The organism is Pontixanthobacter aquaemixtae (assembly GCF_009827395.1).
Taxonomy (GTDB): domain Bacteria; phylum Pseudomonadota; class Alphaproteobacteria; order Sphingomonadales; family Sphingomonadaceae; genus Pontixanthobacter; species Pontixanthobacter aquaemixtae.
Map to the genome: position 1 here is coordinate 1,107,575 of NZ_WTYX01000001.1, position 18,076 is coordinate 1,125,650.

Here is an 18,076-nt window from a genome sequence, read left to right on the forward strand (position 1 = left end):
CTGATGCAGATCGCGTCGGTGGCGGTCGCTTTTTGGGATGATCAATGTCTTCGACTGAAACCGACTTTTACGAACTTCTTGGCGTTAGCCGCGATGCGGATGATCGCACGATCAAATCCGCATATCGTAAGCTGGCGATGCAGTTCCATCCGGACCGCAATCCGGGTGATGCAGAGGCCGAGGCGAAGTTCAAAGCTGTCGGTGGTGCGTATGAGTGCCTGAAAGACCCGCAAAAGCGCGCAGCCTATGACCGTTTCGGTCATGAAGCTTTCCAGCAAGGCATGGGCGGTGGCGGCGGTTTTGGTGGAGGCCGCGGCCAGCAAGGCGACTTTGGCGATATCGGCGATATTTTCGAGACCATATTCGGTGGCGGATTTGGCGGCGGCGGCCGTCAACAGGCGCGTCGCGGCGCAGATTTGCGTTACGACATGGAAATCGGTCTCGAAGACGCATTCAACGGCAAAGACACCCAGATCGAAATCGAAGTTTCGCAGAGATGCGAACCTTGCGACGGGTCGGGTGCAGAACCGGGCACCAGTACGCGCGGATGCAATCTATGCGGCGGCCACGGCAAAGTCCGCGCCAAGCAGGGCTTTTTCGTTGTCGAGCGGCCATGCCCGACATGCCACGGCCGCGGCGAAGTAATCGAAGATCCTTGCAAACAGTGCCGCGGCGAAGGCCGTGTGGACTTGCCGCAGGCGCTCGATGTCGAAATTCCGCCGGGCGTCGACACCGGTACACGCATCCGCCTATCCGGCAAGGGCGAGGCGGGGCCGAACGGCGCGCCTCCCGGTGACCTTTATATCTTCATCCATATCAAAGAGCACCGCGTGTTCGAGCGCGAGGGAACGACGCTGCTGACCCGCGTTCCGATCAGTTTCACAACGGCATCGCTTGGCGGGTGCGTGAACATTCCCGATCTCGACGGGAGCACCAACACAGTCGATATTCCCGCCGGTATTCAATCCGGCAAACAGCTGCGCGTCCGCGGGGCGGGTATGCCCGTGCTGCAGGGCCGTGGCCGCGGCGACATGGTGGTAGAAATCGCGGTTGAAACGCCAACCAAGCTCAGCAAAGCCCAGAAGGAACTGCTGCAACAGTTCCAGGAAACCGAAACCGGCGAAGAATGCCCCGAGAGCCGGGGATTCTTCGACAAGCTGAAAGATGCGTTTGGCGGGTAGGGCGCGTGGAGCTTAATTCGATCCGTATTTGATCAGACAATCAATCGTCATCAGATTGTTCTCGTCACACTGCGGTTTCGATTGCTCGAACGTATTGGCCCTGCGTTCATACTCATTGGCCAGAAGATCGCTTTGCCTGTTCGCCGTACCTTCGCGGAACATCGTGGCAAGCATGCGGGTGCCATCCACATGTTTGCGCCCCATCGAGGTGCGGAAATAGGCTTCCGCTTTCGCGTAGTTTCTCGGAATGCCCTTGCCCAGATAGTTGAGCAGACCCAGATCGTAGGCCGCATCGGCATTGCCGGCGTTGTAGCTGAGCTCAAGATACTCGACGGCCAAAGGCACGTTTTCGGGGAACAGTTTTCCGGTCACCAATTCGTGCCCATAAATCTGGGCAGTTTTCGCAGAGCCCTTGTCCCCGGCTCGCGAGGCCATATCCAGGTAGCGGGCTGCTTCCTTCGGGTTTTTCTTGATCCCCGAATCTTTCGGGCTGGCATAGTAAAAGCCAAGCAAGGAAGGGGCCCAGCTGTCGCCGGGATCGGCAGCGGCAACTTCCTTCAGCTTCTGTTCTGCCCTCTTGCCGTCGGGATCGAATACAAACCGCTTGTTGTAGTCATAGTAATTGGCGTGCGGCAGTCCGACTCCGGACAGATAGAAATTAATCAATGAAGTCGTGCCGATGGTGCTTTTGGGCTGGTATGAAGCTTCCAGAGCAGCAATCACCCTTTTCACCATGTCTGCCTTGGTGGCGAGATAGCGATCACCGGCTTTCTTGATCTCGTCGATGTCAAACATCGCACCTTCGGGAAGCTCCAGCTTGAGCGTGCCGTTTTCCAGTTTCGAACAGCCAATGCAGGCAACCGGATCCTTGGCCAGCCTGACCGCCATGACCGTCGATGTTTCGTCGCCGAGCTCGGTTCCTTGCAGATAGAAGCCGAACGCGTCTTCAATTGTCGCTTCGGGAAGCAATTGCTGGCGATAAATCATATCGCCCATGCGCCCGAACGCCTCGGGATAATTCTTCTGCATGGCGCCAACCAGCAGCTTCATGCGCATTTCGGTGGCGGTGTTGCGGTTGTTGAGCGTGCCGGCAAGCTTGGTCCTTACAGCGTGCTCGATCTTGAGCATCGCATAGGGATCACCGGCTTTGGCCTTGCCCAAATATGCCCTGTGTTCCGGATCCCCCTGAAACTGTTCGATCAGCTTCGCGTCGCATTCATCGCTGTAGCATGTGTTATATGTCAGCTGCGCACTGGCCGGGGCGGCCGAGATCGCGATCAGGGCTGCGGTTCCATAAGCAAAACATTGTGACAAGCGCATCAAAAATTCCCTCAAAACTGTTGCGGCGCATCTGCCAAATAGCAGGCGCAAGGCTTTGTACAAACACGACAAATTGCCCGTCAAGCAAAACAAATAATTGCAGTCAGGCGCCTTGGCCCAATCTTTCGAGAACCTCTGCACGGATCCTGTCAACCAGCCCGGAATCGGTGGTCAGACGGTCTTTTTCTTCATCCAGAATGGCAAGAAACGCCTGACGTTTAAAGCGCGCGCATTCGCCATCTTCCAGCGGCCTGTCGGCGGTCGAGCAGACCAGATCGATCATCCGCTCCGCCCCGTGCAACCGGCCCCAGAGATAGTCGTTTTCGCGGTACGCCCTGCTGAAGAACGCCCCGAAATTGTAGAATTCGGTGCCGCGCAGCGTTGCCCGCGTGCCGCCCTCGCGGATCGAACGCGCATCGTCGGGTGAAATACGGTCGACCTTGATCGGGTCGTACTCGGTCAGGCCTTCGGTCCGCATCAGCGGCAGCGTGGCGATGTCGTAAAATGGAAAGCCGAGATAGGTCAGCAGCATCCGCCGCCGCAGATCCTTGGGCATATCCTGCATTGCATCGGCGAGCATGATCTCTGCCTGCTCGTCAATTTCGGGAAGGAGCCTGCGGGCGGCAAGATAGTCCAGAACGGGGCCGGGCTGGCGAAGGGCGTTTTGCGCCAGACCGGTAAAATCCTCGCCCAAGGCTTCGCGCTTTTCCTGCGCGAAATAGAGCGCGAGGATCTTGTAGATCGCCTTGCGCGCCGCCTCCAACGCATCATCGGGAATATCGGGATCGGCTTCCCAATCGCGCGCCAGGCGGCGGGCCAGCAGGCGAAGCCGCCTGATGCGGAAACCAAGATCATGCGCGCGGAAAAACGCGATTGCTTCTGCGCTTGCGCCGCCCGCTTCATCAGACAGCGATGCCATGCCGCGCCGTTCCAGTTCGGCAAAGAAGCTGGCGGCAATTGGCGAACTGTCGGGCAGCCCGGCGCCCGGTGCGGCAGCGAAAGTAAGCTCGGCCAGTTTCTCTACAATCCCGGCGAATTTTGCCTGCGCATAGGAATTGTAAGCAAAGCCCGCGCTTTCTGCCGCTGCCTGCTGCGCCTTGCCGCGCCAGCCCACCAGACGTTTGGGTGTCGGCTTGTTGAGGAACAATGTCCGGCCAAACAGCTTCTCGACCGCGCGTTCAACCTCGTGCCGCAATCCGGCAACCATCCTGCGCAGCGCCTCTGCATCGCGCGATTGCTGTTCCAGCTGCTCCAGATTGTCCCGTATGGGCTGTTCGCGCGGGATGGTGGATAGCGAACCGAATATCGCGGCGAAGAACCCGACCGGTTTTCCCTCATGCTCTTTCTGTACGCCAAAGCGATCGGGGCGCGGGTCGATATAGACAAACCGCCTGTCAACTTCGCGCTGGGCGGGGCGCCCTTTCAACGCGTCCATCGCGCCGCCAAAGGGCGCGTTCACCAGTACCGAACCGTCAATCAAAGAGACATTGGCGGTTTCGCCTTCGCGCATATGCACCGGCATGATCCGCTGCAGGAATTGCTCGCGCGTGGACCAATCGGCGCCGGCCCATTCTGCCAGCGAGTCAATCTCGTCCAGCTTGAGCGGCGGGAAAGCCCCCGGAAAACTCGCCGTGGCGCGCGCTGCCAAAGTCAGCTCGAGAAGATTGGACAGGTTGGCGCCCGGCTTGTCCGGCGTCTTGCAAGCAAAGCTGACCGGCATCCTGTGCTCGCTTTCCTCGACAATGGGCGGGCTGTTGAGCCGAAGCAGTTCCAGATGTCCGCGAAAATCGGTTGCGGTCACAAGCAGATCGACCGGATGGCCTGCCGGCAGAAGCGGCTGTTCCAGCGGCGCCTTCTCCATCGCTTTCAGCGCATTGAACAGCAGCTTGGAAAAGCCGGGGCCCGAAAATGGCGGTTCAAACCAGCGCCCACGAACAAGGTGGGAGACTTTTCGGCGCACTTCAGCGCGCGTTTCGGGGGCGACGCTTTCCGATACCGCATTGCCGGGCCGCTTCAATATCCACGACGCAAACGGCTGCGCCCAGAATTTGGCGAACCGCCACATTGGCCGCGCATCGGGGTCAACCAGCTGATCGACATCGGCCATTTCCAGCCACAAATCGGTCAGCGGCTCCAGCGATTGTCCCGAATGGATCGCTTGCGCCAGAAACACGGCGTTGATCCCGCCCGCGCTGGCACCGGTGAGGATGTCGGGCAATACGCGCAGCGTGAGACCCTGTTCCTTCTCGATCGCATGGAACAGATCGCGATAGACACCTTGTACACCTTCGGCGCGCGGTTCGAAGGAATGAAACGCCCGGCTGGCCCGGGCCAGCTTCCAGATCTCTTTGGTTACGCCGTGCATATAAACGGCAAGGCTGACCCCGCCGTAACAGACAAGCGCAATCCGGAGTTCCTTTTGCCTCATGCAATTGTCGTGGCAAATCCGCCAGATACCGGCAAGAGCAAAGCCGCGACTTTGCCGGAACTTCTATACACGCCAGCGAAAGTGGCCGTCCAACGGATGGGCAAACACCACCGCCTCTTCACGCGCACCGCGCCCGATATTGTGCACAGCGAATAGACGCCCATCATCGGCTCGCCGGGAAACGATGCCAATATGCGGCAAGCGGCCGCCTACCTTGCTGGTAAAAATGTCGCCTACTTGCCAAGCGGCCGGATCACTCGAAACGGGAAGCGACGCGCCTTGCCGTTTGAAAAATGTCTGCAAATTCGGAACGCGGCGATGGTCGATATTCCTGTCGGGGGAACGCAGTTGCCAATTGTTGGGATAGGCAGCAAAGTTTGCTTTCATATCCTCGTGGACAAGCTTTTGCAGGTCGAGGCCCAATGCGTCGCGATAGGCACGGATAATAACATCTGTACACACGCCGCGCGATCGCGGGACATCGCCGCCGGGATAGTCGATTCCGGTGTATGACGGGTCGTAGGACAGCGTGACACCAATCTGCCCGCGTGCGGCGGCGACCAATCTCGCTGCCGGATCGCTATTCTGGTCAGGAACTGTTTCAGCAGCGTCCTGTCTTTCAGCTTGATGGGCCTTTGAACAGGACGCCACCAACACGCTGCCTAAGGCCATTCCTCGAAGGAATGCGCGCCGTTTTAGAACGGTATTCTTGATCATGTGACGGGTATCGCCTGTTCGCATGAACTGACTGTTAAGCCCATGCTTGCGTTCTATTTTTGTTCTAACTATAGGGAGCCGCATGGCGAAACCCAAAAAACGATATGTTTGCGCGGCTTGCGGTTCTGTCTCGCACCGATGGCAGGGCCAATGCCCCGATTGCGCCGAATGGAACACGCTGGCCGAGGATGTTCCCGCCACGGTGTTCTCGCAAAAACATGACTTGTCGAGCGGGGGCAGGGCGGTTGAGTTTGTGGAACTCGACACGCCCGGCGAAGAATTGGTCCGCCAACCAACCGGGCTGGCCGAATTTGACCGCGCGCTGGGCGGCGGACTGGTCCCCGGATCGGCGGTGCTGATGGGCGGCGATCCGGGCATCGGAAAATCGACCTTGCTGCTTCAGGCAGCAGCAAAAATAGCCAAGGATGGTCGGTCCACCGTTTATGTCAGCGGCGAAGAAGCCGCTGGGCAGGTTCGGATGCGGGCATCGCGGCTGGGGCTTGCTGATGCGCCAATCAAGCTGGCGGCAGCAACATCGGTTCGCGATATTCTGACCACGCTGGGCACGATGGAACCGCCCAAACTGCTGGTGATCGATTCGATCCAGACCATGCATTCGGACACGATCGAGGGCGCGCCGGGCACGGTCAGCCAGGTTCGCGGCTGTGCGTTTGAATTGATCCGCTATGCCAAGGAAAACGGCACCGCGCTGGTGCTGGTCGGGCATGTCACCAAGGACGGCAATATCGCCGGGCCGCGGGTGCTCGAACATATGGTTGATGTGGTGATGAGTTTCGAAGGCGAACGCAGCCATCAATACCGCATCCTGCGCGCGCTCAAGAACCGCTTCGGCGCGGTTGACGAAATTGGCGTTTTCGCAATGGCAGGACAGGGTTTGGAGGAAGTTTCAAATCCTTCGATGCTGTTCCTGTCCGGGCGTGACACGCCGTTGGCAGGAAGCGCGGTGTTCCCGGCCTTGGAAGGGACGCGGCCGGTATTGATAGAGGTGCAGGCGCTGATCGTCAGATTACAGAGCGGGGCGACACCGCGCCGTGCGGTTGTGGGCTGGGACAATGGACGGCTTGCGATGCTGCTCGCGGTATTGGAATCGCGCTGCGGGCTGAATTTCAGTTCTGCCGAGGTCTATCTGAACGTTGCGGGCGGATACAGGCTGTCCGATCCCGCTGCCGATCTGGCAGTCGCAGCCGCTTTGGTCTCTGCCTTGGCAGACAAGCCGCTGCCGGCCCAAAGTGTCTGGTTTGGCGAGGTTTCTTTGGCCGGTGAAATCCGCCCCGTTTCCCACGCCGGATTGCGGCTGCGCGAAGCCGCAAAGCTGGGCTTTACTTCGGGCGCGGGGCCTCAAGACGTCGAAAATTCATCGGGCCTTAACTATCGCGCGCTCAAACAGCTGGCGAACCTCGTTGACCAAGTGATGGCATCGCAATAGTCAAGGGCGCATCATGTCCGTGTTTGACATCCTCGTTCTTATAATTGTCGGCGTCGCGGCGGCAGGCGGTTTCATGCGCGGGCTGGTGCAAGAAGTGCTGTCGCTTGCCGCATGGGTGCTGGCCTTGCTGGCGATCCATTATCTGCACACGCCGCTCTATAACGGGCTGACCCCCTATCTGGGGTATGGCAGCGCGGTGGCGATCCTTGCTTTCGTGCTGTTGCTGCTCATCCCCTACGCCGCGATGAAACTGATTGCGGGGCGTGCGGGATCTGCTTCGCGCGCATCGATGCTCGGGCCGATTGACCGTGTTCTGGGATTCGGATTTGGTACGATCAAAGGCGCGCTGATTGTTGTGGTTGCGTTTTCGCTTCTGGTGCTGGGCTATGACACGGTTTGGGGCGTTGCCGGCAGACCGTCATGGATCACCACCGCGCGGACATATCCTGTGGTCAATGCAGGCGCCGATCAACTGGTCCAGATGATTCATCAGCGCCGCGCCAGTTTGAGCGTGAGCGAAGCGGAAGCCGAGGCCGCGAATTGAACGCCAGTTCGAGCGCAGCACGGCTCTACACCCCAGATATTCTCGGCCTGGCCATCGAGCTGGCGCGATACCCGATCACGCAGCAGCAAACGCTCTCCGCAGAAGCGCGTTCGCGATCCTGCGGAAGCACTCTTTCGATCGGGATCGAATTGCGAGAGGACGAGGCGATCGGCTCGGTCGGACTGCGTGTCTCGGCATGCGCTATCGGGCAGGCATCTGCGGCGATTTTCGCGCGTGATGCGATCGGTCGAACCCTTGGCGATCTTGAACGCGAGGCGGCGGGAATAGAGAACTGGCTGTCAGGCAAATCTGCACCGCCTGCTTGGCCCGATCTGCACTTGCTTGACCAGGCCCGTTCCTATCCCGCGCGCCACGAGGCGATATTGCTGCCATGGAAAGCCGCAATCTCGGCGCTTTCCAAGGCGGTTCTCTCTCGCTAGAGCCACGCGGAACAGAATCCATCGGAGGGGGTAAACTGCCATGAGCGAGAGCGGGGCACAGACCGTTCACCAGCCAAGCGAGAAAGAGATTAAGCTGGTCATTGCTGCATCGTCAGCCGGGACAATTTTCGAATGGTATGACTTCTTCATCTACGGCGCATTGGCGTCGCTGATCGGCGCGGCTTTCTTCCCGTCAGACAATGCAACGCTGGAAATGCTGCTGGTCTGGGCCGGATTTGCGGTTGGATTTGGCTTCAGGCCGCTCGGCGCGGTTCTGTTCGGCTTTCTCGGCGACAAGCTGGGGCGCAAATATACGTTCCTCGTCACCGTTACCCTGATGGGTATAGCAACGGCGGGTGTCGGGTTCATCCCCGGCGCGGCGTCGATTGGCATTGCTGCACCGATCATCGTTATCGGCCTGCGCATCCTTCAAGGACTTGCTTTGGGCGGCGAATATGGCGGCGCGGCGATCTATGTCGCCGAGCATGCGCCCCCTGAAAAACGCGGCTTTTACACCAGCTTCATTCAGGCCAGCGTGGTTGGCGGATTTGTCCTCTCCATCGCGGTCGTTCTGGCCTGCCGCGCGCTGATCCCGCCAGAAGAATTTGCCGCTTGGGGCTGGAGAATTCCGTTCCTGCTGTCGATCATCCTGCTGTTGATATCGCTATGGATGCGGCTGAAATTGTCGGAAAGCCCGGTTTTCAAGGCGATGAAGGAATCGGGCGAGACCGCCGGTAATCCTTTCGTGGAAAGCTTCACCTATCCCGGAAACAAGAAGCGCATTTTCGTTGCGCTGTTCGGCGTCGCGGTTGGCCTTACGGTTATCTGGTACACCGCGTTTTTCTCCACCCTGTCTTTCCTGAAAGGGCCAATGCGGGTGGACGGGCTGACTTCGGAAATCGTGATTTTCATCGCGGGTCTGCTGGCGATGAGCTTCTTTGTGATCGTGGGTAAATGGTCAGACCGGATCGGGCGCAAAAAACCGATCATCATCGGAAACTTGCTGACGCTGGCGCTGCTGTTTCCGTGTTTCTGGGCAATCGGCGCGCTTGCCAATCCGGGTCTCAATGCCTCTGCAGAATCTTCCCCAATCGTGGTGTCCGGCCCGGATTGCAGTTATGATCCTTTTGCCGAAAGCCAGGAAACGCAATGCGGCAAACTGCTGGAGGATCTGACCGGCGCGGGCGTGCCCTATACGCTGAAAGAGGGTGCCGAACTGTCGCTGACCGCTGGCGCGGTTCCGCTGCCGCTGGATAGTTATGCTTGGGATGATGCCGCCGCACGGCAGGAAACGCTCGAAGCAGCCCTGTCCTCGTCTGGATATGATCTTGGCGTGCAAAATCCGCCAATGCTCAATTTGATTGGCATCATCGCGGTGTTGCTGGTGCTGGGCGGACTGTCAGCGCTGACATACGGCTCGGTCGCGGCGCTACTGTCAGAGATGTTCCCCGCGCGCATTCGTTACAGCTCGATGTCGATCCCCTATCATTTGGGCGCAGGCTATTTCGGCGGATTCCTGCCGCTGATTGCGGGCTATATCATCGCCAGATCGGGCGATGCCTATGCCGGCCTGTGGTACACGTGGATATTCACCGCGATTGCTCTGGTCGTGGCGTGGTGGGGTCTGCCAAGCGGCCCGCCGCGTGATTTCGAGGACGAGCACGGTTGAGTTCGCAGCCCAAACTCATTCTGGACGCCGCAGCACTCGTTTCCAACTGGAAGACGCTCTCTCAAATGTCGGGCGAGGGCGCCCGGTGCGGGGCGGCAGTGAAGGCCGATGCATATGGTTTGGGCGCAGTCGAAACCGTGTCGCGACTGGCAAAGGCCGGCTGCCAAGACTTTTTCGTGGCCAGTTGGGAAGAGGCGGAAGAGCTTCAATCCTGCGCTGCGGGATCCAGTCTCTCTGTCCTTAACGGGATACTCGAATCCGACCTCGACCTATCGGCGCGCATCGACGCAAAGCCTGTTTTGAACAGTATCGATCAGGCACAACGTTGGCGCGGGTCTGGGCGCCCATGCGACGTGATGATCAACAGCGGAATGAACCGCCTTGGGATCGATGTGGAAGACGCGCTGGCTTTCGACTGGAGCGATTTCGAGATCGACACGCTGATGAGCCACCTTGCCTCTGCTGACGAGGATGTGGCGCAGAACTCCGATCAGCTGGAGCGGTTTCGCGCCGCGCATTCTGCTGTCCCCCACAGACGGCTGAGCCTTGCGAACAGCGCCGGTATTGCACTGGGTACGGAATATTCATTTGATCTGACCAGACCCGGTCTGGCGCTTTATGGCGGCATTCCGCGCGCGGAATTCCAGGGCCGGATCAAACCCGTCGGGCGGATCGAATGTGAAATCGTCCAGACCCGGATCATCGCGGCGGGTGCGCATGTCGGCTACAACGCCACATTCACCGCCGCGCATCCGATGACGGTTGCCATCGCCGCAATGGGATATGAAGACGGCTATCTGCGCAGTTTCAGCAATAGAGGGCAATTCTTGTGTGACGGGATCACGTTGCCCGTCATTGGCAGAGTGTCGATGGATCTGGTTGCAGTGGACATATCTGAAGTGCCGCTGCTCAAAGAAGGCGACCGGATCGGCTTCCCGCTCGACCTTCCTTTGCAATCCGAACTTTCCGGCTTGTCGCAATATGAAATCATCACCGGATTGGGCCGCCGCTTCGCACGACATTGGTCCGACTGAGGGCAAAGCGTCTCAAATTCGATCAGGCCGCTGTCTTATGTTGCGCTGCACATGCTGCGAGTGCTAATGCAGCAAATCACGCAGCATAAAGGGAATGCAGATGGCGAAGCGCGATGCGCAGACCGGCGATAAGGTCACGATCAAGAAATACGCAAACCGGCGCCTCTACAACACCAGTTGTTCAAGCTACATTACACTGGACGATCTCGCCAAGATGACGCGCGAAGGAACCGAGTTTGAAGTGGTTGACGCCAAGACCGGCGATGACATCACCCATTCGATCCTGACCCAGATCATTATGGATGAAGAAGCCAACGGCACGCAGATGTTGCCGGTTGGTTTCCTGCGCGATCTCATTTCGATGTATGGCAATTCGATGCAATCGATGATGCCGCAATATCTCGAAGCAAGCATGGCCAGTTTCCGTGAAAACCAGGCCAAGATTCAAGAGGCGTTTCGCGAAGGGTTGGGCAACAACCCGATTGCCAAGATCCACGAAAACAACATGGCTATGATGCGCGCGGTTGGTCAGGCGATCCTTCCCGGCAGTCGGAGCGAGGACAAAGCCAAGGGATCTTCCGATTCTGACGAGATCGCCGCGCTGCGCAAACAGATGGAAGAAATGCAGAAGAAGCTTGACGAAATCGGCAAGTAGGTATTCTCGCCTTCCGCACCAATTAACCAGACATAGCAGGTAGTTCATTGTCCAACATTCGCCACGCCTTGACGGTGAAACGCGCTGACGATTTTGCAGCGTGGTATCAGGAAGTCATCAGCGCAGCCGACATGGCCGAGGAATCGGGCGTTCGCGGCTGCATGGTCATCAAACCATGGGGCTGGGGCATTTGGGAACGGATCCAGCATCTGCTCGACGGCCGGATCAAGGATACCGGGCACGAGAATTGCTATTTCCCCTTGTTCATCCCGCTTTCAAATTTTGAGCGTGAGGCCGAGCATGTAGATGGATTCGCCAAGGAAATGGCGGTGGTCACTCATCATCGGTTGATCGGCGATGGCGCGGGTAAACTCGTTCCCGATCCGGAAGCGAAGCTCGAAGAACCGCTCATCGTGCGTCCGACATCGGAAACGATTTTTGGCGACGCAATGGCACGCTGGGTCCAGAGCTGGCGCGATCTGCCGCTCAAGCTCAACCAGTGGGCCAATGTTGTGCGCTGGGAAATGCGCACGCGGATGTTTCTGCGCACCAGCGAATTTCTTTGGCAGGAAGGCCATACCGCGCATGACGGAGAGGCAGAGGCCAAGGAGCACACTTTGCGCATGCTAGAAGTCTATCGCGCCTGTGCGGAAGAAGATTTGGCGATGCCCGTAATCGCGGGCGAGAAGCCAGAGAACGAACGCTTCCCGGGCGCCGTGGAGACATGGTCAATCGAAGCCATGATGCAGGACGGCAAAGCGCTGCAGGCTGGTACTTCGCACTATCTCGGCACCAATTTTTCCGAAGCGGCGGGCATCAAATTCCAGAACCAGGATGGCGATCAGGCGCTGTGCCACACGACCAGCTGGGGCGTTTCGACGCGGATGATCGGCGGGGTCATCATGACCCATGGCGATGATGACGGATTGCGCGTTCCGCCAACCATTGCCCCGTGGCAAGTCGTGATCCTGCCCATGCTGCGCGGAAAAGACGATGACGCAGATGCGCAGCTGGTCGCCTATTGCGAAGAATTGCACGAGGCGCTGAAAGGCCAATCAGCCTGCGGAGAACGCCTGCGCGTCACGCTCGACACAAAACACGGTAAAGCCTCTGCCAAACGGTGGGATTGGGTCCGCAAAGGTGCGCCCATCATCATCGAGGTCGGCGGCCGCGATATGGAAAACGGCGTCGTCAGCCTGCTTCGCCGCGATGCGCTGTGGGCGGATAATGGCAAGCCTGACTTCCACTCGCCTGCAAAAGCGGATGCGGCACAGGCAATCCCCGCAATGCTTGAGGAAATCCAAAGTAATCTGTTTGCCCAGGCGAAAGACCAGCGCGATGCCAATATCACGCGCGGGATCGAAACGCTCGATCAGCTGGGCGAGTTTTATTCCGCAGAGGCGCAATATCCCGGCTGGGTCGAAGTCCAATGGTCGAAACCGACAGGGGCTGCGCTGGAACAAGTGGTCGAACAGCTCAAAGCGTTGAAGCTTACAATCCGCAATGTGCCCATCGGCGCGGCTGCTGCCGATGGAAGCTGTATCTTCACCGGAGAGCCTGCGGTTGAACGTATCTATGTCGCCCGCGCGTACTGAGGATTTGGGAAGCACTCATGTTCGCCGCGATCGGTTATAATCTGAAGCGTCTGTTTGACGTCAAAGGCCGCGATGGCCGCAGAACGTTCCTGCTTTATGCGCTGGCCGTGGTGTTGCTCAATATTCTGGTGATGCTTGCGGTGATCTTCCCTGCCATGGCAGCGGTGTTTACCGAAGTCAGCAGCGCGGCAAAATCAGGACCTGAGGCTATCGAGGCGGCCGCGCTCGACGCGATGATACAGCGCGGCGTTCCGGGAACGATGGTCCGCACCAGCCTCGCTCTGGGTCTGCTCAACATCATCCTTCTGTCCGCAGCGTTCGTGCGGCGATCGCACGATAGCGGACTGCCCGGCCTGATCCTGGTCGTGCCGCTGGCGATCCATCTGGTGTGGATGTTCTTTGCCTTCCGTCAGGTTGATGGATTGTCGTCATCAATGAGGGCGGCGGCGGATATCAAGCAGGCAGGCGGCGGCGCAGGGCTGCAAACCGCGATGATTGCGCAAGACGCGATCGGCTGGGTCGCGGTGCTGACCGTTCTGGCCATCGGGATGATCAAATCGCAGCCATCGCCCAACCAATATGGTGACGTTCCCGCGCCACTGTGACGGGGCGAAGCGCAAGGGCAGGGCGGCTAGGGCGGAACGGCAAGGGGTTGCCATCTCCTGCCAGAGCGTGAACATGGCGGCCATGCGTTACCTACCCATGTTAGTCGCCGCTGCGATTGCCGCCCCCGTTCAGGCCGATGACCACGCGGCCCAAACCGATCCCGCAGATTCTGTATCCGAGGAACGGCTGCGCGCCGATATTGATACGCTGGTCGGTTTCGGCACGCGCCACACGCTATCATCGCAAACCGATCCCGCCCGCGGCATCGGTGCGGCTCGCAAATGGGGCGAAGACGAATTCCGTAAAGTCAGCGAGGCGTGCGGCGGCTGCCTCGAAGTGGTTCTTCCCGAAAGAATGGTGCAGGGGCGACGCATCCCCGAGCCCACGCGCCTGGTCAATGTCGTCGCCATCCAACGCGGCAGCGAACGGCCCAACGAAGTTCTCATTGTCCAGGGCCATATTGACAGCCGCGCAACCGATGCGTTCGATTTCACCAGCGACGCGCCAGGCGCGAATGATGATGGATCGGGCACTGCCCTGACGGTGGAGGCCGCGCGCGTTCTGTCGAAGAAGCAATACCCCACCACGATCGTCTATGCGCTGCTCTCGGGCGAAGAGCAGGGGCTTTATGGTGGCCGCTTGATGGCGGATTATGCCGAACAGCAGGGCTGGACGGTCAAAGCTGTGCTCAACAACGATATCGTCGGCAGCAGTTGCGGTTCTGACGGATATTGCGATGCCGAAAACATCCGCGTCTTTTCCGAAGGTCCGCGCGCTGATCTGACCGATACGATCCGCGCAAGCCAGCGCCGCGATGGCGGGGAAAATGACAGCCCCAGCAGAAATCTGTCGCGCTGGCTGGCGGATCTGGCTGACGGGCAAGAGGATGGTTTGAAAATCAGGCAGATCTGGCGAACTGACCGGATGGGCCGCGGTGGCGATCAGATCCCGTTTCTTGAGAAAGGCTATCCCGCGATCCGTTTCTCGGTCGCGGTCGAAGATTACGAACACCAGCATCAGGACCTGCGCTTTGAAGACGGCGTGACCTATGGCGATACGGCGGATGAAATGGATTTCGCCTATCTTGCAAAGGCAACGCAGTTGAACGTCCGCGCGGCTGACCGTTTGGCGCGCACGCCGATGCCGCCAAGCGTCACTGCACAGGCCGCCGTTCGCACATCGACCTTGCTCGAATGGGGCCACGTGGAAGGTGCGGAAACGTACAAGATTTGGCAGCGGCGACCCGATCAACCCTATTGGCAGGATGAGCCGGTGCTCAGCATATCCGCGTCAAGCGCGCCCGATGACGAATACTCGCTCACCGCAACGATGCCGGCAGAGGACATGACCAGCACGACCGTTGCGAGTGGCGAGGGTTTTGCGACCGAGCTTATCGGCATTCGCGGCGATGACTGGATCTTCGGGATCAGCAGCGTTGCCGCCGATGGCAGCATGAGCCCCGTTTCCAGCGCGGTGCCTGCAGGCGCCTTTGCGCCCATCGCGCAAGAGGAAGCCGCCGAGTAATCGGGTGACATAAGCGGCCTTGGCGTTCATAGGCCGCGCATGTCCAAACCATCTGGTAATCGCCGCGCAAAGCGTACCCCTCCCGGCTTGCCGACGCGCGAGCAGGTACTGGAATTCATCCAGACCTCTGACCGCATCGTGGGCAAGCGCGAAATCGGCAAAGCCTTCGGCCTCAAAGGTCAGGAGAAGATTGCGCTCAAAAAGCTGCTGAAAGACATGGCCGAAGAGGGCCTGATCGATGGAAAGCGAACGGCTTATCACCGCATGGGCGGCGTGCCCAAAGTCACCGTGCTCAAAGTCATGGACATTGAGGATGGCGAAGCCTTTGCCGTTCCCGATGCCTGGCAACCCGATGACGGATCGCCACCGCCGCGCATCCGGATTTTGGAGAGCAAGAAGGGCAAGCACCGCCATGCTGCGCTGAAAATTGGTGACCGCATTCTGGCGCGCAACGAGCAAGCGGGCAGCGGGTGGCAAGCGCATATAATGAAGAAGCTACCCGCGCGGACCGAAGGCCTGATGGGCGTGGTGGAAATCGACGCGTCGGGCAAGGGCTGGCTCGCCCCGGTCGACAAACGCATTCGAAACTCCTCGCCAATTGCCGATCTAGGCGGCGCTGAAGAGGGGCAGCTGGTGCTGGCCGAACCCGCCGGCAGAGGGCCGCGTGCGGGGGTAAAAGTGGTGGAAGTGCTCGGTGATCCGCTTGCCCCGAAAAGCTTCAGCCTGATTGCCATTTCGAAACACGGCATTCCCAACATATTCCCTGAAACGACGCTAGCGGAAGCCGAGCGCGCGGCCAAACTGCCGCTAAGCGACGACAAGCGGGAAGATCTGCGCCACCTTCCGATTGTTGCCATCGACCCCTCTGACGCGCGCGACCATGATGATGCGATCTGGGCGGAACCAGATGGCGAGGGCGGCTTCAAGGCGGTAATCGCCATCGCCGATGTCAGCTTTTACGTTCGGCCCGGCGGCGCGCTTGACCGCGAGGCCCGCAAACGCGGCAACTCTGTCTATTTCCCCGATCGCGTTGTCCCGATGCTGCCCGAAATTCTCAGCGCGGATGTCTGCTCGCTGAGGCAGGGCGAAGCGCGCGCGGCGATGGCGTGCCATGTCAGCATCTCGGCCAGCGGAAAGATCACATCAACCCGCTTCTCCCGCGCGATTGTCAAAATCGACGAAGTCATTCCCTACGAAGAAGCACAGCGGCGGATTGACGAGAAGGACGCAGCCAAAAATCTGCAGAATCTGTGGGCATGCTGGAAAGTCCTCGATGCCGCACGGACCGCGCGCGATCCGCTGGAGTTGGAGTTGCCCGAACGCCGCGTCATGCTTGACGATCAGGGCAAGATCGCCGAAATCGCTGTTCGCGAACGTCTCGATGCGCATCGCGTGGTCGAGGAGTTTATGATCACGGCCAATGTCGCAGCGGCCAAAGCTCTGGAGAAGAAAACCGCGCCGGTCATGTACCGCATCCACGAGACCCCGGGGCGCGAGAAGCTGGTTGCTCTCAGGGATTATCTCGAAACATTCGGCAGAAAGCTGGCGCTGGGTCAGGTCATCACGCCGGGCCTGTTCAACCGCATGCTGAAAGACGTGACCGACGAATCCGAACGCGCGCAGGTCATGGAAGCGGTGCTGCGCACGCAAACGCAGGCCTATTACGGGCCGGCCAATGCCGGGCATTTCGGGCTGTCGCTCGCATCCTATGCGCATTTCACTTCCCCGATCCGCCGCTATGCCGATTTGCTGGTCCACCGCGCGCTGGTTGATGCTTACGGATTGGAACAGCCCAAGCCCAAGCTCGATCTGCCGCCCGCATCGGGCCTTTCGGACAAGGATCGCGAAAACCTGTCGCCGATAGCAGACGCGATCAGTAAGACGGAACGCCGCGCGATGGAGGCAGAGCGCGATACGATTGATCGCTATGTCGCGGCATGGCTTTCCGGGCGGGTTGGAGAGACTTTCAAAACCCGCATTACCGGCGTTCAATCCTTCGGCTTTTTCGCGACTATCGAAGGGCTGGGCGGGGATGGCTTGGTGCCCGTTTCCACCCTCGGCTCCGACTATTTCACATATGACGAGAAAGCGCAGTCACTGGTCGGCGAACGCAGCGGGGTCACCTATAGCACGGGCGACCGGCTGGAGCTGAAACTGGGCGAAGCCAATGCGCTGACCGGCGCGCTCAAATTTGTGCCGCTCGATAGCGACGGGAACCCGATCGAAGCCCGCGGAAACCGGCCGCAACCGCGCGGAAAAGGCAAGCCGCAACACAAGCGCAAATTCGCACAGGGCAAGCGCGGCCGCCCCGGCAACATCCGGCATCAGGGCAAGAAAAAACGCTAAGCCGTCAGCCGGTCAATTTCATCATTCGAAAAGCTGCCAGGCACGATATAGAGCGGGCAGGGGAGCGATCCCGAATGGGCCGAGAAATGCGTGATGAGCGGCCCCGGCTGCCCGTCAGCGGCCGCGCCCAGCACCAATGCCGCAACTTCGGGGTGCTCGCCCAGATATTCCTTGATCACCGCCTGGCCTTCGCCGATTTTGACCGAGATCGTCGGCATTTTTCCGCTTTCGGAAAACAGATTGCCCGCCGCGCTGCTCGCCAACACTTCGGCCCTGTCGCGTGTTTCTGACTCGATCGTCGCCTGCACCGCCCCGAAGGCGCTGAAATTCTGCTTGGGAACCAACGCCAGAATGTGGACATCGCCACCGGTGGCAACCGCACGCCGTGACGCGAACCGCAACGCTTTGCGTGCCTCGTCCGATTCATCCATGATAACCAGATAGGTCCGCACGCAATTTCCCTTACGACAACCTTGACGGTCGGCCATTTGCTGCCCGCGTTATCCGATGAAAACCTATTCAGCGCAAGAACCTTGCCCGGAACGCGCAAATTGGTCAGAGAGGGACGAT

The 18,076-nt window shown here is 59.3% G+C and carries 15 protein-coding genes; 11 read left to right on the top strand and 4 right to left on the bottom strand.

The features are described 5' to 3' along the window. Positions 1-44 precede the first annotated feature (44 nt). Positions 45-1,181 carry a molecular chaperone DnaJ gene (gene dnaJ / locus GRI41_RS05365; protein WP_160603718.1) on the top strand — a complete coding sequence of 379 codons (1,137 nt, stop codon included), beginning with the start codon at positions 45-47 and terminating at the stop codon, positions 1,179-1,181. Positions 1,182-1,193: 12 nt separating this feature from the next. Here dnaJ and GRI41_RS05370 read toward each other — a convergent pair whose 3' ends face one another. The 3 genes from GRI41_RS05370 to GRI41_RS05380 all read right to left on the bottom strand — a co-directional run bounded on the left by GRI41_RS05370 (position 1,194) and on the right by GRI41_RS05380 (position 5,646). Beyond that, positions 1,194-2,501: a tetratricopeptide repeat protein gene (locus GRI41_RS05370; RefSeq protein ID WP_160603719.1), complete on the bottom strand. Its 1,308-nt coding sequence runs from the start codon at positions 2,499-2,501 to the stop codon at positions 1,194-1,196. A 103-nt stretch (positions 2,502-2,604) separates the two neighbouring features. After that, complete coding sequence (locus GRI41_RS05375; RefSeq protein WP_160603720.1) at positions 2,605-4,929, bottom strand: patatin-like protein; 2,325 nt, start codon at positions 4,927-4,929, stop codon at positions 2,605-2,607. A 63-nt stretch (positions 4,930-4,992) separates the two neighbouring features. Further along, on the bottom strand, positions 4,993-5,646 hold the full coding sequence (locus GRI41_RS05380; RefSeq protein WP_202388663.1) for a DUF1287 domain-containing protein: 654 nt from the start codon (positions 5,644-5,646) through the stop codon (positions 4,993-4,995). Between the two features lie 82 nt (positions 5,647-5,728). On the opposite strand from GRI41_RS05380, the gene radA reads away from it, so the two are divergent. The 10 genes from radA (at position 5,729) to rnr (ending at position 17,506) form a co-directional block, all read left to right on the top strand. Further along, positions 5,729-7,093, top strand: coding sequence for a DNA repair protein RadA (gene radA / locus GRI41_RS05385; protein ID WP_160603721.1), 1,365 nt, complete (start codon positions 5,729-5,731; stop codon positions 7,091-7,093). A gap of 13 nt (positions 7,094-7,106) precedes the next feature. Then, complete coding sequence (locus GRI41_RS05390; protein WP_160603722.1) at positions 7,107-7,637, top strand: CvpA family protein; 531 nt, start codon at positions 7,107-7,109, stop codon at positions 7,635-7,637. Beyond that, positions 7,634-8,077: an iron-sulfur cluster assembly scaffold protein gene (locus tag GRI41_RS05395; RefSeq protein ID WP_160603723.1), complete on the top strand. Its 444-nt coding sequence runs from the start codon at positions 7,634-7,636 to the stop codon at positions 8,075-8,077. The genes GRI41_RS05390 and GRI41_RS05395 overlap by 4 nt, the downstream gene beginning before the upstream one ends. A gap of 40 nt (positions 8,078-8,117) precedes the next feature. Next, on the top strand, positions 8,118-9,746 hold the full coding sequence (locus GRI41_RS05400; RefSeq protein WP_160603724.1) for an MFS transporter: 1,629 nt from the start codon (positions 8,118-8,120) through the stop codon (positions 9,744-9,746). After that, positions 9,743-10,780, top strand: a complete 1,038-nt coding sequence (gene alr / locus GRI41_RS05405; protein WP_160603725.1) for an alanine racemase — start codon at positions 9,743-9,745, stop codon at positions 10,778-10,780. The genes GRI41_RS05400 and alr overlap by 4 nt, the downstream gene beginning before the upstream one ends. A gap of 100 nt (positions 10,781-10,880) precedes the next feature. After that, positions 10,881-11,435 (top strand): polyhydroxyalkanoate synthesis repressor PhaR, encoded by a 555-nt coding sequence (phaR, locus tag GRI41_RS05410; RefSeq protein WP_160603726.1) that lies wholly within the window; start codon positions 10,881-10,883, stop codon positions 11,433-11,435. A 47-nt stretch (positions 11,436-11,482) separates the two neighbouring features. Further along, positions 11,483-13,030, top strand: a complete 1,548-nt coding sequence (proS, locus tag GRI41_RS05415) for a proline--tRNA ligase (protein WP_160603727.1) — start codon at positions 11,483-11,485, stop codon at positions 13,028-13,030. Positions 13,031-13,047: 17 nt separating this feature from the next. Beyond that, positions 13,048-13,635: a DUF805 domain-containing protein gene (locus GRI41_RS05420; protein WP_160603728.1), complete on the top strand. Its 588-nt coding sequence runs from the start codon at positions 13,048-13,050 to the stop codon at positions 13,633-13,635. An 82-nt stretch (positions 13,636-13,717) separates the two neighbouring features. After that, positions 13,718-15,160, top strand: coding sequence for a M28 family peptidase (locus GRI41_RS05425; RefSeq protein ID WP_160603729.1), 1,443 nt, complete (start codon positions 13,718-13,720; stop codon positions 15,158-15,160). Positions 15,161-15,199: 39 nt separating this feature from the next. Next, positions 15,200-17,506, top strand: a complete 2,307-nt coding sequence (rnr, locus tag GRI41_RS05430) for a ribonuclease R (protein ID WP_160603730.1) — start codon at positions 15,200-15,202, stop codon at positions 17,504-17,506. Here rnr and GRI41_RS05435 read toward each other — a convergent pair. Continuing rightward, positions 17,503-17,958 carry a universal stress protein gene (locus GRI41_RS05435; protein WP_328600541.1) on the bottom strand — a complete coding sequence of 152 codons (456 nt, stop codon included), beginning with the start codon at positions 17,956-17,958 and terminating at the stop codon, positions 17,503-17,505. The two genes, rnr and GRI41_RS05435, sit on opposite strands and share 4 nt — an antisense overlap. Positions 17,959-18,076 lie beyond the last annotated feature (118 nt).

Coding starts and splice junctions, on each gene's coding strand:
- rnr (WP_160603730.1), top strand. CDS start 15,200: ATGTCCAAACCATCTGGTAATCGCCGCGCAAAGCGTACCCCTCCCGGC.
- GRI41_RS05370 (WP_160603719.1), bottom strand. CDS start 2,501: ATGCGCTTGTCACAATGTTTTGCTTATGGAACCGCAGCCCTGATCGCG.
- radA (WP_160603721.1), top strand. CDS start 5,729: ATGGCGAAACCCAAAAAACGATATGTTTGCGCGGCTTGCGGTTCTGTC.
- GRI41_RS05425 (WP_160603729.1), top strand. CDS start 13,718: ATGCGTTACCTACCCATGTTAGTCGCCGCTGCGATTGCCGCCCCCGTT.
- GRI41_RS05375 (WP_160603720.1), bottom strand. CDS start 4,929: ATGAGGCAAAAGGAACTCCGGATTGCGCTTGTCTGTTACGGCGGGGTC.
- GRI41_RS05420 (WP_160603728.1), top strand. CDS start 13,048: ATGTTCGCCGCGATCGGTTATAATCTGAAGCGTCTGTTTGACGTCAAA.
- GRI41_RS05400 (WP_160603724.1), top strand. CDS start 8,118: ATGAGCGAGAGCGGGGCACAGACCGTTCACCAGCCAAGCGAGAAAGAG.
- phaR (WP_160603726.1), top strand. CDS start 10,881: ATGGCGAAGCGCGATGCGCAGACCGGCGATAAGGTCACGATCAAGAAA.
- dnaJ (WP_160603718.1), top strand. CDS start 45: ATGTCTTCGACTGAAACCGACTTTTACGAACTTCTTGGCGTTAGCCGC.
- GRI41_RS05390 (WP_160603722.1), top strand. CDS start 7,107: ATGTCCGTGTTTGACATCCTCGTTCTTATAATTGTCGGCGTCGCGGCG.
- GRI41_RS05380 (WP_202388663.1), bottom strand. CDS start 5,646: ATGATCAAGAATACCGTTCTAAAACGGCGCGCATTCCTTCGAGGAATG.